Source organism: Janthinobacterium sp. 1L-D-8-B-C4, assembly GCF_057291295.1.
On sequence record NZ_JBXAVX010000011.1, the window covers coordinates 22057 to 35932 of the forward strand.

Here is a 13876-nt window from a genome sequence, read left to right on the forward strand (position 1 = left end):
TCGAATTCCCTCTTTTCGGAACACGATCATGACCAACCTTACTTCCGATAAACCGCGCAGGCTGCAGGTGCTGGCCGCGGTCTGCCTGGCCGCCCTGTGCATGCCGCTCAGCTTTACCGGGCCCGCGATTGCCATCCCGGCGATGGCGGCCGAATTGCACGGCAGCGCGCTGGCGCTGGCCTGGATCAGCAATGCCTTCATGCTCAGCTTTGGCGGCTGCCTGATGGCGGCCGGCGCCTTGGCCGACCGCTATGGCCGCAAGCGCTTGTTCCTGCTTGGCTTGTCCGTCTTTACCGCTGCGGCCCTGGCCCTGGCGTGCGCGCCCACCATCGCCGTGCTGAGCCTGCTGCGCGCCGTGCAGGGACTCGGTTGCGCGCTGGCCCTGTCCAGCGGCCTGGCGGCGCTGGCGCAGGAATTCGATGGCGCGGCAAGGGCGCGCGCCTTCAGCCTGATCGGCACTGCCTTTGGCACTGGCCTGGCCTTTGGCCCCATCGTGGCCGGCACGCTGGTCGAAGCCAGCGGCTGGCGCAGCCTGTTTGTCGTCACCGCGCTGGTGGGCCTGGCGGCGCTGCTGCTGGCGGCGCGCACCTTGCGCGAATCGCGCGATCCGCAGGCAGGCGGACTCGATATCGCTGGCGCCCTCAGCTTCACGGGCGCCCTGTCGCTGTTGACGTATGGCTTGCTGCAGGCACCCCATGGCGGCTGGAACAGCCTGGCCAGCCGGGCCTTGCTGGGTGGCGCGGCGCTGTTGCTGGCGCTGTTCGTGCTGGTCGAACGGCGCCAGCCGCGCCCCATGCTCGACCTGTCGCTGTTTCGCCTGCCCGCCTTTGCCGGGGTGCAACTGCTGGCCGCCGCGCCGGCGTTTTCCTTTGTCGTTCTGCTGGTGCTGCTGCCGGCGCGCCTGATCGGCATCGAGGGCTACAGCGCGACGAAGGCCGGCGCCCTGATGCTGGCGCTGTCGGCGCCGATGCTGGTGCTGCCGATGCTGGCCGGCCTGGCCGCGCAGCGCCTGGCGCCCGCTATTGTCTGCAGCGCCGGCCTGTTGATCACCAGCGGCGGCCTGCTGTGGCTGTCACATTGTGCGCCGGGATTACCCGCCGCCACCCTACTCGGCCCCTTGTTGCTGATCGGCGCAGGCATCAGCCTGCCCTGGGGTTTGATGGATGGCCTGGCGGTCAGCGTGGTACCGGTAGAGCGGGCCGGCATGGCGGCCGGCATCTTCAATACCACGCGCGTGGCCGGCGAAGGCATCGCGCTGGCCATCGTCGCCGCACTGCTGGCGTCGTTCACCATGGCGGCGCTGCGCGCCCTGCCCGGCGTGAATGCACAGGACGCGGGCCTGGCGGCGCCCCTGCTGGCGATCGGCGAACTGCGCCAGGCGGCCACGCTGCTGCCGCACGCCAGCGCGCAGGAACTGGCACAGGCCTATGGCGTGGGCTTTCGCCATCTGCTGCAGGTGCTGGCCGCGATCAGCACGGCCTCGGCGCTGTTGATACTGGCCTTCCTGCGCCAGCCTGCCAGCGCCCCGGCAAGCGTGCGCTGACGTTTCTTCGCAACACGCGTCAAAATCTCCTGCTCTAAACAAGTTTACTTATCAAAGCGCTTTGAACTATAATCCAAAGCGCTTTGAAATATAACTAAAGCGCTTTGGCTACGTCGATTCAGGCAATGAACGGCGCCCGCCCTGCCCCTATAAAAATACTGGAGATAAGATGAACAAGCATTTCTTGAAGACCTTGCCGGCCGCCGTCGCCCTGACCTTGAGCGCCTCCGCGGCCCAGGCCGCCCTGCCGATCGATTTCGGCGGCTACTTCCGCTCGGGCTTCGGCACCAGCAGCGAAGGCGGCAAGGAATCGTGCTTCGGCCTGGCTGGCGCCTCGTCTAAATACCGCCTGGGCAATGAGTGCGAAACCTACGGCGAACTGAAATTCGGCGGCGAAGCCTTCAAGGCTGCCAACGGCACCACCTTCCGCATCAATACCCTGGTGGCGTTTTCCGTCAACCAGAACTTCGACTGGGAACAATCGGACCCGGCCTGGCGCGAACTGAACGTGGTGGCCGACAAGATCGGTACCGGCGCCTTTGCCGAAGCGCGCGCCTGGGTCGGCAAGCGCTACTATGACCGCCAGGACGTGCATATCACCGATTACTACTTCTGGAATAACAGCGGCCCTGGCGCCGGCCTGGAAAATATCGACCTGGGTGCGGCCAAGCTGGCCTACGCCATCGTGCGCACCGCCGACGACACCGACAGCAAGCGCATGGTGTTCTCGCATGACCTGCGCTTTTCCGGCATCAAGGTCAACCCGGACGGCGAACTGACGGTCGGCGCGCAATTCAACCAGAAGCGCAACGCCGACGGCGCCGCGCCAGTCGCCAGCGGCCATCTGCTGACGCTGATGCACACGCAGGGCAATCTGCTGGGCGGCTACAACAAGGTCGCGCTGCAGTACGGCAAGGGCAGCGGCGCCAATACGGGCGGCGCCAGCCTGTCGGCCAACCGCGACGACAAGGTCGTGCGCCTGACCGAACAACTGATGGTGCAGCCAAAAGGCGCTTGGTCGGGCATGGCCACGTTTGTCTATGAAGACAAGGAAACGGCGGGCGTCAGCAGCAAATGGACCTCGGTCGGCGCGCGTCCGATCTACCACTTTACCGACAACTACAGCCTGGCAGTGGAACTGGGCCATGACATCGTCAAGCCCGAAGGCGACAAGACCCGCAACCTGACCAAGCTGACCATCGCACCGCAACTGTCGGCCGGCAACAGCTTCTGGTCGCGCCCGGTGCTGCGCGCCTTCTACACCTATGCCAAATGGAACAAGGCGGCGCAGTCGGCAGCCGTGGCGGAATCGGCCCTGTCGTCGACCGGCGTGTTTGGCGGCAAGACCAATGGCAGCTCCATGGGTTTCCAAGTGGAATCCTGGTGGTAAGAACACTGAAAAACGTCCATGGCGGCGTTGCAAGGCCTTGCCGTACTAGCGTACTGTCTGCGCCCTTGCGCCTTGCCCTGAACGTTTTGTCAGTCGTTCTTTAAAGTCAGAACACTGGCCGGTTTTTCATCAACTGGCCACTGGGAGCAACACCGCCTGCAGTGACGGGGCACGCAATACCGGAACCACCATCGCGCTGCTCCATGCCATGGCCGGCAGTTTCATTGTAGTGATTCAGCAATCCTCTTTTTGCGCGGGCGCCCTCGGGTTGGCCCGCGTCTTTTTTTGCGCAGGCTCCGGCCGCAGTTCTCTGATCAAGCTTGCCATTATCAGATAAACTACCTGCCATTACATCGTCCCCGCCTGTCCACCGGCCAGTGGCGGCGGCTAGATCCACCCCTGACGCAGCATCCATGAACCTCAAAAATCTCGCCAAAACGCTAGGAATTTCCGAAACCACCGTCAGCCGCGCCTTGAATGGCTATCCGGAAGTGAGTGAACGCACGCGCGAGCGGGTGCTGGCCGCTGCGCAGGCGGCCGGCTACCGGCCCAATCCGATGGCGCGCAGCCTGGCCGTGGGCCGCACCAATATCGTCGGCATCATCTACCCGCTGCTGCCAAATGACCTGGCCGACCCGATGTTCATCGATATCGTCGGCGGCATGTCGGAAGCGCTCGAAGCGCAGCAGATGGACATGATGATCTCGCCGGCCTCGGCCACCAACGAGTTCCATACCTATGAACGCATGGTCAAGGGACGCCGCATCGACGGCCTGATCGTCGGGCGCACCAAGCCCTTCGACGAGCGCATCGCCTACCTGGCGCAGCAGAACATGCCGTTTGTCGCCCACGGCCGCACTCAGCTGAACCAGCCGCATGCCTGGTTCGACTACGACAACGAGGCCGGCATGCGCCTGGCCGTCGAGCGCCTGATGTCGCTGGGGCACCAGCGCATCGGCCTGATCAGCGCCACGCCCGACCTGAACTTCGTGCGCCAGCGGGTCGAGAGTTTTCAACATGCCATGCGCGACGGCGGCCTGACTGTCGATCCCGACAACCTGGTCGACAACGCCCACGACCGCCGCGCCGGCTACCAGGCCATGCAGCGCCTGCTGGCCCGCTCACCGCGCCCCACCGCCATCATCGTCGACAACCATATGTCGGGTGTCGGCGCCATCCGCGCCCTGCTCGACGCCGGCGTGGCCATCGGCAGCGAGATGTCGCTGATCGTCTGGGGCGTGATGGAAGATTCCCTGGCCGGCCACAACGTCACCACCGTGGTCCAGCCCGACCCGCGCGGCGCTGGCGCCAAGATGATACAGATGCTGTTGGCGCTGCTCGATGGCACACCGGCCACCGACTTGCAGGAGCTGTGGCCTTGCGAGTTGTTGCCGGGGGAGTCGGCTGGAGCTGTCGTAAAAACCTGATTTACCTCTTCACTGTGAAACCCGCGAACAGCCGGGGTCGGACCCTAGGGTCCGACCCCAGTCTTCGTTCAGGGTTTCGACTTACCATCATCTAAAAATTTCCCAAGTTCTGGTACCTATTCGCTTTACTTTTCAAAGCGCTTTGAACTATACTCATTTCAGACCCAAAGCGCTTTGAATTACTCAAGACGCCGCCTTCCAACCAGCGTTCAGAAATCATCCATGCCGACCATCAAGAACAATCTCGCCAACCTGCCCGCCGACTGGTGGCGCAGCGCCGTCATTTACCAGGTTTATCCACGCAGCTTCCTCGACAGCAATGGCGACGGCATCGGCGACTTGCCCGGCATTACCAGCAAACTCGATTACATCGCCGCCCTGGGCGCCGATATCGTCTGGATCTCGCCCTTCTTTACCTCGCCGATGAAAGACTTCGGCTACGACGTGGCCGACTTCTGCGATGTCGACCCGATGTTTGGTACGTTGGCCGACTTCGACCGCCTGGTGGCGCGCGCCCATGAACTGGGCCTGAAAGTGATGATCGACCAGGTGCTGTCGCACTCGTCCGACAATCACCCGTGGTTTGTGGAAAGCCGCGAAAGCCGCGACAACCCGAAAGCCGACTGGTATGTCTGGGCCGACCAGCAGCCGGACGGCACGGCGCCGAACAACTGGCTGTCGGTGTTCGGTGGCTCGGCCTGGCAGTGGGAACCGCGGCGTGGCCAGTATTACCTGCACGACTTCCTCGTCAGCCAGCCCGACCTGAATTTCCATAACCCGGCCGTGCAGCAGGCGCAACTGGACAACCTGCGCTTCTGGCTGGAACGCGGCGTCGACGGCTTCCGTTTCGACTCCTGCAATTTTCCCTACCACGACCAGCTGCTGCGCAACAATCCGCCAGCGGTCCAGCGCGACGCCAGCAGTGTCTCGGCGATCAACCCTTACGGCATGCAGTCCCACGTCTACGACAAGACCCAGCCGGAAAACATCGGCTATCTGCAGCGCGTGCGCGCCGTTCTGGACGAATACCAGGCCATCTCGATCGGCGAAGTGGGCGACGACGATGCGCTGGCCACCATGGCGGCCTACACCACCGGCGGCGACAAGCTGCACATGGCCTACAGCTTCAATTTGCTGACGGCCGAGTTTTCAGCTGCGCATATCCGCAAGCAGGTCGAAGAATTCGAAGCAAAAGTGACCGACGGCTGGGCTTCCTGGTCGGTCGGCAACCACGACAGCGTACGCGTAATGACGCGCTGGGGCGGCGCCCACCCCTCGCCATCGCTGGCCAAGGTGGTGCTGGCGGTGCAGGCGGCGCTGAAAGGCACGCCCTGCCTGTACCAGGGCGACGAACTGGCGCTGACGGAAGCGGACATTCCTTTCGAGGCCTTGCAGGACCCGTACGGCATTCCGTTCTGGCCGCAGTTCAAGGGCCGCGACGGCTGCCGCACGCCGATACCCTGGGTCGGCGACGCCGCAAACGGCGGCTTCAGCACCGCCAAGCCCTGGCTGCCGGTGCCGCCCGAACACCTGGCGCGCGCGGTTGACGTGGAAGAAAAAGACAGCGCCTCGGCACTGCAGTTTGCGCAGAACATCCTGGCCTGGCGCCGCACCCAGCCGCAGCTGCTGCGCGGCGAGATCGTCTTCTTCGACGCACCGGAGCCGGTGCTGGCCTTCAGGCGCGACCTGGACGGCCACCCTGGCATCCTGGCCGCTTTCAACCTGGGCGCGGAGGCGACCAGCTTCAGCTGGCCGGCCGCTGCCGAAGCGAGCGCCCTCGCCGGCCACGGCCTGGCGGGCAGCGCGCAAGGCGCGGCAATCACCCTGCCGGCGCATGGTGGCTGGTTCGGCACGCTGGTTTAAGGACACCCTGGCGGCATGGCCGCCAACTACAATAATGAGCCCCGCGTTTCAGCGGGGCCGGATTGAGTGAGGAAGACAATGGCAGGATTGAAATTGAGTGGCCTGAAAAAGGCGTATGGCGACGTGCAAACCCTGCACGGCATCGACCTGGAAATCGCCGATGGCGAATTCATGGTCTTCGTGGGGCCGTCCGGTTGCGGCAAATCGACGCTGCTGCGCAGTATCTGCGGGCTGGAAGAAATCAGCGGCGGCGACCTGTATATCGGCAAGACGCGCATGAACGACGTGCCGCCCGCCAAGCGCGGCATCGCCATGGTGTTCCAGAGCTATGCGCTGTACCCGCACATGAGCGTGGCGCAGAACATGGCCTTCGGCCTCAAATTGGCCGGCATGAACAAGGTGCAGATCGCCGACGCCGTGCAGCGCGCGGCGCAGATCCTGCGCATCGAGCCGCTGCTCGAACGCAAACCGAAAGATCTTTCAGGCGGCCAGCGCCAGCGCGTGGCGATTGGCCGCGCCATCGTGCGCAAACCCGACGTGTTCCTGTTCGACGAACCGCTGTCCAACCTGGACGCTTCGCTGCGCGTGCAGATGCGCATCGAACTGGCGAACCTGCACCGCGAACTGCGCTCGACCATGATCTACGTCACCCACGACCAGGTCGAAGCGATGACGCTGGCCGACCGCATCGTGGTGTTGAACGCCGGCCGCATCGAACAGGTCGGCGCGCCTTTGGCCCTGTATCACCACCCCGCCAACCTGTTCGTGGCTGGCTTTCTCGGCTCGCCGCGCATGAATTTCCTCAAAGGCAAAATCCAGTCGTACGCCGATGGCGTGGCGACGGTCGCCACTGCGGCCGGCGGCCTGCTGCAGGCGAACCTGACGCAGGCGCTGCCGAATGGCGCCGCCGTCACGGTCGGCGCGCGCCCGGAACACGTGCAGGCATGCGCGCCGGGCACGCTGGCTTCGGCTATCACGGCAAGCGTGCAGGCGGTGGAAAAACTGGGCGACATCAGCTATCTGTACGTGATGGTCGCCGGCGCCGACGAGCCGCTGGTGGTGCGCGCCGATGCCGAAACCGACTGGGCCATCGGCCAGCAGGTGGCATTGCAGGTGGCAGCGGCGCGCGTGCACGTGTTCGACGAGCACGGCCAGACGCGCACCTGATTATCTTGCGGGCCAGGCGCTACAGGCGCCGCCTGGCCCGGTTTCAGCTTTCAGCCTTGACGCAAATTGACACACCCATAAAAACAGCACTGGAGATCGACATGTCTTTACTGAACACCAAACGCACCCTGATCAAAACTACCCTGCTCGCCGCCGCACTGGCCGGCATTGGCAACCTGGCCGCCGTCTCGACGGCCACTGCGGCCGAAGCGGGCACCCTGCTGATCTGGATCAATGGCGACAAGGGCTACAAAGGCCTGGCCAAGGTCGGCGAGGAATTCACCAAAAAGACCGGCGTGAAAGTCGTGGTCGAGCACCCGGAAGACGCGCCGAACAAATTCCAGCAGGCCGCTGCCGCCGGCAAGGGCCCGGACATCTGGATCTGGCCGCATGACCGCCTCGGTGGCTGGATCGACGCCGGCCTGCTGCAACCGGTCAATCCTGGCAAGGAGGCGCGCGCCGCCATCCTGCCGCTGGCGTGGAACGCCTTTACGGTCGGCGGCAAGACCTGGGGCTACCCGATGTCGATCGAAGCAGTGGCGCTGGTCTACAACAAGGACCTGGTACCGACCCCGCCAAAAACGTTTGAAGAAATCGCCGCACTGGACAAGAAACTCTCAAGCCAGGGCAAGAAAGCCATCCTGTGGGACTACACGAATACCTATTTCACCTGGCCGCTGCTGGGCGCCGGTGGCGGCTTCCCGTTTGAAGTCAAGGCCGATGGCCGCTACGATGCGGCCAAGACGGGCGTGAACAATGCCGGTTCGGTGGCGGGCGTGAATGCCGTGATGAACCTGATCAACAGCGGCGCCATGGCCAAGGGTGCTGGCTACGCCGAAATGGAAGCGGGCTTCAACCAGGGCAAGATCGCCATGATGATCAACGGCCCATGGTCGTGGGACAATGCGCGCAAGTCGAAGATCAACTTCGGTGTGGCGACCATTCCTACCGTGGCCGGCAAGACCGCCACGCCGTTCGTGGGCGTGCTTGGTGCGATGATCTCGAAAGCCAGCCCGAACAAGGACCTGGCCGTCGAATTCCTGGAAAACCAACTGTTGCAGATCAATGGCCTGAAAACCATCAACGCCGACGTCCCGCTGGGCACGCCGGCCAACAAGGCGCTGTTCGCGGAACTGAAGTCGAATCCGAACATCCAGGCCACCATGGAAAGCGCCCAGGCCGGCCGCCCGATGCCGAACAATCCGGAAATGGGCCGCTTCTGGTCGTCGATGCAGTCGGCGCTGGAAAACATCACGCAAGGCCGCCAGAGCACCAAAGAGGGGCTGGATGCGGCGGCGAAGCGGATTACGACGGCCAATTAAAACCTCGCGTAGGTCGGATTAGGCCCGAAGGGCCGTTATCCGACAACATTGTTGGCGGCTGATGTCGGATTACGCGGCATAGCCGCTAATCCGACCTACGCCAAAATGCATCACATCGAGCATCCATCTTCACAGGTATCCCATCGTGCGCAAGTTTATCGGCCCTACGGTACTGACCATCAGCATGGCGCTGGGTCTGTACCTGCTGTTTTTGTTATATATCTCCGGCCAGACCATGCTGGCCGCCGTCTTTCTCGGCCTGCTGACCCTGACGACGTTTGTCTTCACGTCGCCGCGCGCCTATGCCTACCGCTATCTGTTCCCCGGCATTACGGCGGTCATCGTCTTCGTGCTGCTGCCGCTGGTATACACGGTGTCGATCGGCTTTACCAATTTCAGTTCGCGCAACCTGCTTACCTACGAGCGCGCCACGCAGTACCTGCTCGATGAAACCCAGCGCGTGGAAAGCGCCGGCTATGCGATGACGGTGCACCGCGACGACAATCAATACCGCCTGCGCCTGGAAAGCCCGGACACCGGCGAAGTGCTGGTCACCGCCCCGCTGGCCCTGAAACGCGCCGTGCCGTTGACCGTGGAAGTGGCTCCGATCGATCCGGTGCAAGCGCCCGTGCTGGCCGAGCCGCTGGGCATCAAGGACATCATCGCGCTGCAAAAGGATTTGAAGCTGCTGACCCTGGTGCTGCCAAATAAAATCGAGCTGCGCATGGTCGGCCTGCGCGAATTCGGCCCCGTCGCGCACGTGTACAAGCAGCTGCCCGACAAGACCCTGAAAAAAGTCGCCACCGGCGAAATCGTGCAAGCCAATTTCAAGACAGGCTTCTATGAAATGGCCGATGGCACGAAGCTGGAACCTGGCTTCAAGGTCAATGTGGGCTTTGCCAACTTCGTCAAGATCTTCTCGGACGAAGCGTTCCGCGGCCCCTTCCTGCGCATTTTCGTCTGGACCATCGTGTTCGCGCTGATCAGCGTGGCCACCACCACGGGTCTGGGCATGGTGCTGGCCGTGCTCTTGAACTGGGATGCGCTGCGCTTCCGTGGCCTGTACCGCACCCTGCTGTTCCTGCCGTATGCGGTACCGGGCTTTATCTCCATCCTGGTGTTCAAGGGCCTGTTCAACAATAACTTCGGCGAAATCAACCTGGTGCTCGACGCCCTGTTCGGCATCAAGCCGGCCTGGTTCTCCGACACCACGCTGGCCAAGGCTATGATTTTGATCGTCAATACCTGGCTCGGCTACCCCTACATGATGGTGGTGTGCATGGGCCTGATCAAGGCAATTCCATCCGACCTGTACGAAGCCTCGGCGCTGGCCGGCGCGGGACCGCTGACGAATTTTTTCAAGATCACCCTGCCCCTGATCATCAAGCCATTAACGCCGCTGATGGTGGCCAGCCTGGGCTTCAATTTCAATAACTTCGTCTTGATCAGCCTCCTGACGGGCGGGCGCCCGGACTTCCTCGACACCACCCTGCCGGCCGGCACCACCGACCTGCTGGTGTCGTACACCTACCGCATCGCGTTCGAGGACTCTGGCCAGAACTTCGGCCTGGCTGCCGCCATCTCGACCCTGATTTTCTTCCTCGTGGCCGCAATTTCGCTGGTCAACATGCGCCTGACGCGCATGAACAAAGCATAAGGAACAAGCCATGGCCATCGTTGTCGACCGTTCCAACCGCTGGCGCATTGTCGCCGCCCACGTCGCCGTCATCGCGCTGATCGCGCTGGTGATGTTTCCCTTCCTGATGATCCTGTCGATCTCTCTGCGCCCAGGCAATTTCGCCTCGGGCAGCCTGATCCCGCCCGAGATCAGCTTCGAGCACTGGCGCCTGGCGCTGGGCATGTCGTACCAGGCGCCCAACGGCACCTTGGTCGAACCCGACTTTCCCGTGCTGCTGTGGCTGTGGAATTCGATCAAGGTGGCCACCATGAGCGCAACCCTGACCGTGCTGCTGTCGACCACCTGCGCCTATGCGTTCGCGCGCATGCAGTTCCGCTTCAAGTCGCAGACCCTGTCGGCGCTGCTGCTGCTGCAGATGTTCCCGGCCGTGCTGGCGCTGGTCGCCATCTACGCCATCTTTGATCTGCTGGGCAGCTACGTGCCATGGCTGGGCATCGACCATCACGGCAGCCTGGTGCTGGCCTACACGGGCGGCATCGCCATGCATATATGGACCATCAAGGGCTACTATCAAACCATTCCGATCGAGATCGAGGAAGCGGCCAAGGTCGACGGCGCCTCGCAGTGGCAGGCCTTTGTCTACGTGCTGCTGCCGATGACGGTGCCGATCCTGATGGTGGTATTTTTGCTGTCGTTTATCGGCGCCATTATCGAATATCCGATCGCCTCCGTGCTGCTGCATGAACAGAACAACCTGACCCTGGCGGTCGGCTCCAAACTGTTCCTGTACGAGCAAAAATACCTGTGGGGCGACTTCGCCGCCGCAGCGATTTTGTCCGGCCTGCCCATCACGGCCGTGTTCCTGCTGGCGCAGAAGTGGATGATTTCCGGCCTGACGGCTGGCGGCGTAAAGGGCTGACATGAAGACCGTGCTGACCACGCTGGCCGCCCTGATGCTGGGGGTGTCCGCTCAAGCCGCAAGCTTCGCGGACAACCCCATCGTCTACTTTGCCGTCACCGACCGCTTTGCCAATGGCAACCCGGGCAACGACCACTCTTATGGCCGCAGCGCGGACCCGGATGGCGGCGACATCGGCAGCTTTCATGGCGGCGATATCGCCGGCATCACGCAGCAGCTCAAAGCGGGGTATTTCAAGCAGCTGGGCGTCAACGCCCTGTGGATCACGGCGCCCTACGAACAGATCCACGGCTGGGTGGTCGGCGGCAAACAGCAGTTCAAACACTATGCCTACCACGGCTACTGGGCGCTCGACTACACCACCATGGACGCCAATATGGGCACGCGCGAGGAATTGCGCGAGATGATCAATACCGCGCATGGACAGGGCATACGCGTACTGTTCGACGTGGTGCTGAACCACCCCGGCTACGCCGACCTGCGCACGCTTGCCCAGTACAAGGTGCCGGTGCTGTGGCCGGGCCATGAAAAGGCCAACCTGCGCGACTATCACAGCTTTGTCGACTATAACAATTTCGACTTCACGCAGTGGTGGGGGCCGGACTGGGTGCGCGCGGGCCTGCCCGGCTATCGCGAAGGCGGACAGGATGACACCACCATGCAGCTGGCCTATCTGCCGGACTTCCGTACCGAAAGCACGCAAGCGGTGGGACTGCCACCGATTTTGCAGCGCAAAGCCGATACGCGCGCCGTCGCATTGAAAGACACCACCGTGCGCGGCTACCTGGTTCACTGGCTGGCCGACTGGGTGCGCGAATTCGGTGTCGACGGCTTCCGGGCCGACACCGTCAAGCATGTGGAACCGGCCACTTGGCTGGCCCTGCGCGCGGCCGCCACCGAAGCATTGAAAGACTGGAAGGCGCGCCACCCGGGAGAGGCCATCGACGATGCACCGTTCTGGATGACGGGCGAAGCCTGGGGCCATGGCCCCGAGCGCAGCAGCTGGCATGACGCCGGTTTCGATTCGATGATCAATTTCGACTTCCAGGCCCGCGCAGGCAGCGACTGGAAAACCATCGACGGCGTATATCACCAGTATGCGCAGCTGCTGGGCAAAGGTCCCCGCTACGATATCCTGTCGTATATCTCCTCGCACGACACAAGCCTGTTCCCGCGCAAGGAACTCAAGCATGGCCTGTCCGCCCTGCTGCTGGCGCCCGGCGGCGTGCAGCTGTTCTATGGCGATGAAAGCGCCCGCCTGCCAGGCACCGCGCCAGCCGGCGACGAGCAGCAGGCGACCAGGTCAGGCATGAACTGGGCCTCGCTCGATACCACGATGCTGGCCCATGCGAGGAAACTCGGCCAGTTCCGCTTGCGCCATCCTGCGCTGGCGCGCGGCGAGCATCGATTGATCAATGAGGCGCCGTATGCGTTTGCGCGCGTGACGGATGGCGACAAGGTCGTCGTCGCGCCCGATGCGCAAGGCGCCATGACCCTGAAAGTGCACGGCGTGTTTGCCGAAGGCGCCACCGTGCGCAACGCCTATTCCAATCAAACCACGACCGTGAAGGACGGCGCCGTCGCCATCAATGCAAACGGCACCGTCCTGCTGGAGACAACAACACCATGAGCACCTATGATATTTTAGTGGTCGGCGGCGCCGGCATCGACACCATCGTGCGCGTGCCCGACCTGCGCCTGCCCGTCGCCGATTCCGTGCATGTGCCGCCCATCCGCGACTATGTAGCGCACACGGGCAATGGCGTGGCGCTGGCCAGCCATGCGCTGGGACTGCGCTGCAAATTCATCGACTTTATCGGCGACGATGCGCAAGGCGCGGCCATCCTGCAGCGCTATAAAGAGGTCAAACTCGATTTCAGCCATCTGGTGGAGCCGTCCGGCACGCGCCGCAGCGTCAACCTGGTCGATCCGCAAGGGCGACGCATGTCGCTGTACGACGGCCGCCATCCGGAAGAGCTGCGCATGCCGGCCAACTTCTACCTGCCCTACCTGGGCCCGGCGCGCCATGCGCACTTTTCCATTATGGGATGGGTGGCGCACCTGTTTGACGATGCGCAGCGTTCTGGCACCACGGTCTCGACCGACCTGCACGACTGGGATGGCGTCAACCCGCACCACCGGATGTTTGCGCTGCGCGCGGACCTGGTGTTTCTCAGCACGGCGGCGCTCGGCGAGCGGCGCGACGAGGTCATGCGCGCCATCGTGGCCCAGGGCCGCGCGCAGGCAGTGATCGCCATGGCCGGCGGCAACGGCGCGTACCTGCTGGAACGGGGCGAGGATGAAGTGCGCCATTTTGCATGCGCCGAACTGGACCTGCCGGTGGTCGATACCAACGGCGCGGGCGACTCGTTCGTGGCGGCATTCCTGCAGGCGTGGCTGGCCGGCAAAGGCGTTGACGCCGCCATGCGCCAGGGCGCAATAGCCGGCGCGTTTGCCTGCGCGCAGCATGGCACGCATGAGCGCTTCGTCACGCAGGAAGAACTGCTACGCTTAGATCAAGACCGTACTAGCTTATGACTTAAAATTCTATCAAGCATGCCGGCCTGGCAAGCACCTCATGGCACAATGGCTGCGGATTTCACCAA

Annotated in this window: 10 protein-coding genes; all 10 read left to right on the forward strand. The window is 63.2% G+C overall.

Annotated elements, in window-relative coordinates; translation table 11 throughout:
- Window positions 1-28 precede the first annotated feature (28 nt).
- The 10 genes from AC0Z42_RS18745 to AC0Z42_RS18790 all read left to right on the forward strand — a co-directional run bounded on the left by AC0Z42_RS18745 (window position 29) and on the right by AC0Z42_RS18790 (window position 13808).
- A complete protein-coding gene (locus AC0Z42_RS18745) occupies window positions 29-1543 on the forward strand; it encodes an MFS transporter (protein WP_485469705.1) in 1515 nt (504 codons plus the stop codon).
- A 169-nt stretch (window positions 1544-1712) separates the two neighbouring features.
- Window positions 1713-2933: a carbohydrate porin gene (locus tag AC0Z42_RS18750; protein WP_485469706.1), complete on the forward strand. Its 1221-nt coding sequence runs from the start codon at window positions 1713-1715 to the stop codon at window positions 2931-2933.
- A 413-nt stretch (window positions 2934-3346) separates the two neighbouring features.
- A complete protein-coding gene (locus AC0Z42_RS18755) occupies window positions 3347-4360 on the forward strand; it encodes a substrate-binding domain-containing protein (protein WP_485469707.1) in 1014 nt (337 codons plus the stop codon).
- 222 nt (window positions 4361-4582) lie between these two features.
- Window positions 4583-6223, forward strand: coding sequence for an alpha-amylase family glycosyl hydrolase (locus AC0Z42_RS18760; RefSeq protein ID WP_485469708.1), 1641 nt, complete (start codon window positions 4583-4585; stop codon window positions 6221-6223).
- Window positions 6224-6301: 78 nt separating this feature from the next.
- A complete protein-coding gene (locus AC0Z42_RS18765) occupies window positions 6302-7390 on the forward strand; it encodes an ABC transporter ATP-binding protein (RefSeq protein ID WP_485469709.1) in 1089 nt (362 codons plus the stop codon).
- 101 nt (window positions 7391-7491) lie between these two features.
- Window positions 7492-8712 carry a maltose/maltodextrin ABC transporter substrate-binding protein MalE gene (malE, locus tag AC0Z42_RS18770; protein WP_485469710.1) on the forward strand — a complete coding sequence of 407 codons (1221 nt, stop codon included), beginning with the start codon at window positions 7492-7494 and terminating at the stop codon, window positions 8710-8712.
- A 145-nt stretch (window positions 8713-8857) separates the two neighbouring features.
- Window positions 8858-10369, forward strand: coding sequence for a maltose ABC transporter permease MalF (gene malF, locus AC0Z42_RS18775; protein WP_485469711.1), 1512 nt, complete (start codon window positions 8858-8860; stop codon window positions 10367-10369).
- Between the two features lie 10 nt (window positions 10370-10379).
- Window positions 10380-11270, forward strand: coding sequence for a maltose ABC transporter permease MalG (malG, locus tag AC0Z42_RS18780; protein WP_308921999.1), 891 nt, complete (start codon window positions 10380-10382; stop codon window positions 11268-11270).
- A gap of 1 nt (window position 11271) precedes the next feature.
- Entirely contained in the window at window positions 11272-12900 is a 1629-nt protein-coding gene (locus AC0Z42_RS18785; RefSeq protein WP_485469712.1) for an alpha-amylase family glycosyl hydrolase, read from the forward strand.
- Entirely contained in the window at window positions 12897-13808 is a 912-nt protein-coding gene (locus AC0Z42_RS18790; protein ID WP_485469713.1) for a carbohydrate kinase family protein, read from the forward strand. The genes AC0Z42_RS18785 and AC0Z42_RS18790 overlap by 4 nt, the downstream gene beginning before the upstream one ends.
- The last annotated feature ends 68 nt before the right edge of the window (window positions 13809-13876 follow it).

Coding starts and splice junctions, on each gene's coding strand:
- AC0Z42_RS18745 (WP_485469705.1), top strand. CDS start 29: ATGACCAACCTTACTTCCGATAAACCGCGCAGGCTGCAGGTGCTGGCC.
- AC0Z42_RS18750 (WP_485469706.1), top strand. CDS start 1,713: ATGAACAAGCATTTCTTGAAGACCTTGCCGGCCGCCGTCGCCCTGACC.
- AC0Z42_RS18755 (WP_485469707.1), top strand. CDS start 3,347: ATGAACCTCAAAAATCTCGCCAAAACGCTAGGAATTTCCGAAACCACC.
- AC0Z42_RS18760 (WP_485469708.1), top strand. CDS start 4,583: ATGCCGACCATCAAGAACAATCTCGCCAACCTGCCCGCCGACTGGTGG.
- AC0Z42_RS18765 (WP_485469709.1), top strand. CDS start 6,302: ATGGCAGGATTGAAATTGAGTGGCCTGAAAAAGGCGTATGGCGACGTG.
- malE (WP_485469710.1), top strand. CDS start 7,492: ATGTCTTTACTGAACACCAAACGCACCCTGATCAAAACTACCCTGCTC.
- malG (WP_308921999.1), top strand. CDS start 10,380: ATGGCCATCGTTGTCGACCGTTCCAACCGCTGGCGCATTGTCGCCGCC.
- AC0Z42_RS18785 (WP_485469712.1), top strand. CDS start 11,272: ATGAAGACCGTGCTGACCACGCTGGCCGCCCTGATGCTGGGGGTGTCC.
- AC0Z42_RS18790 (WP_485469713.1), top strand. CDS start 12,897: ATGAGCACCTATGATATTTTAGTGGTCGGCGGCGCCGGCATCGACACC.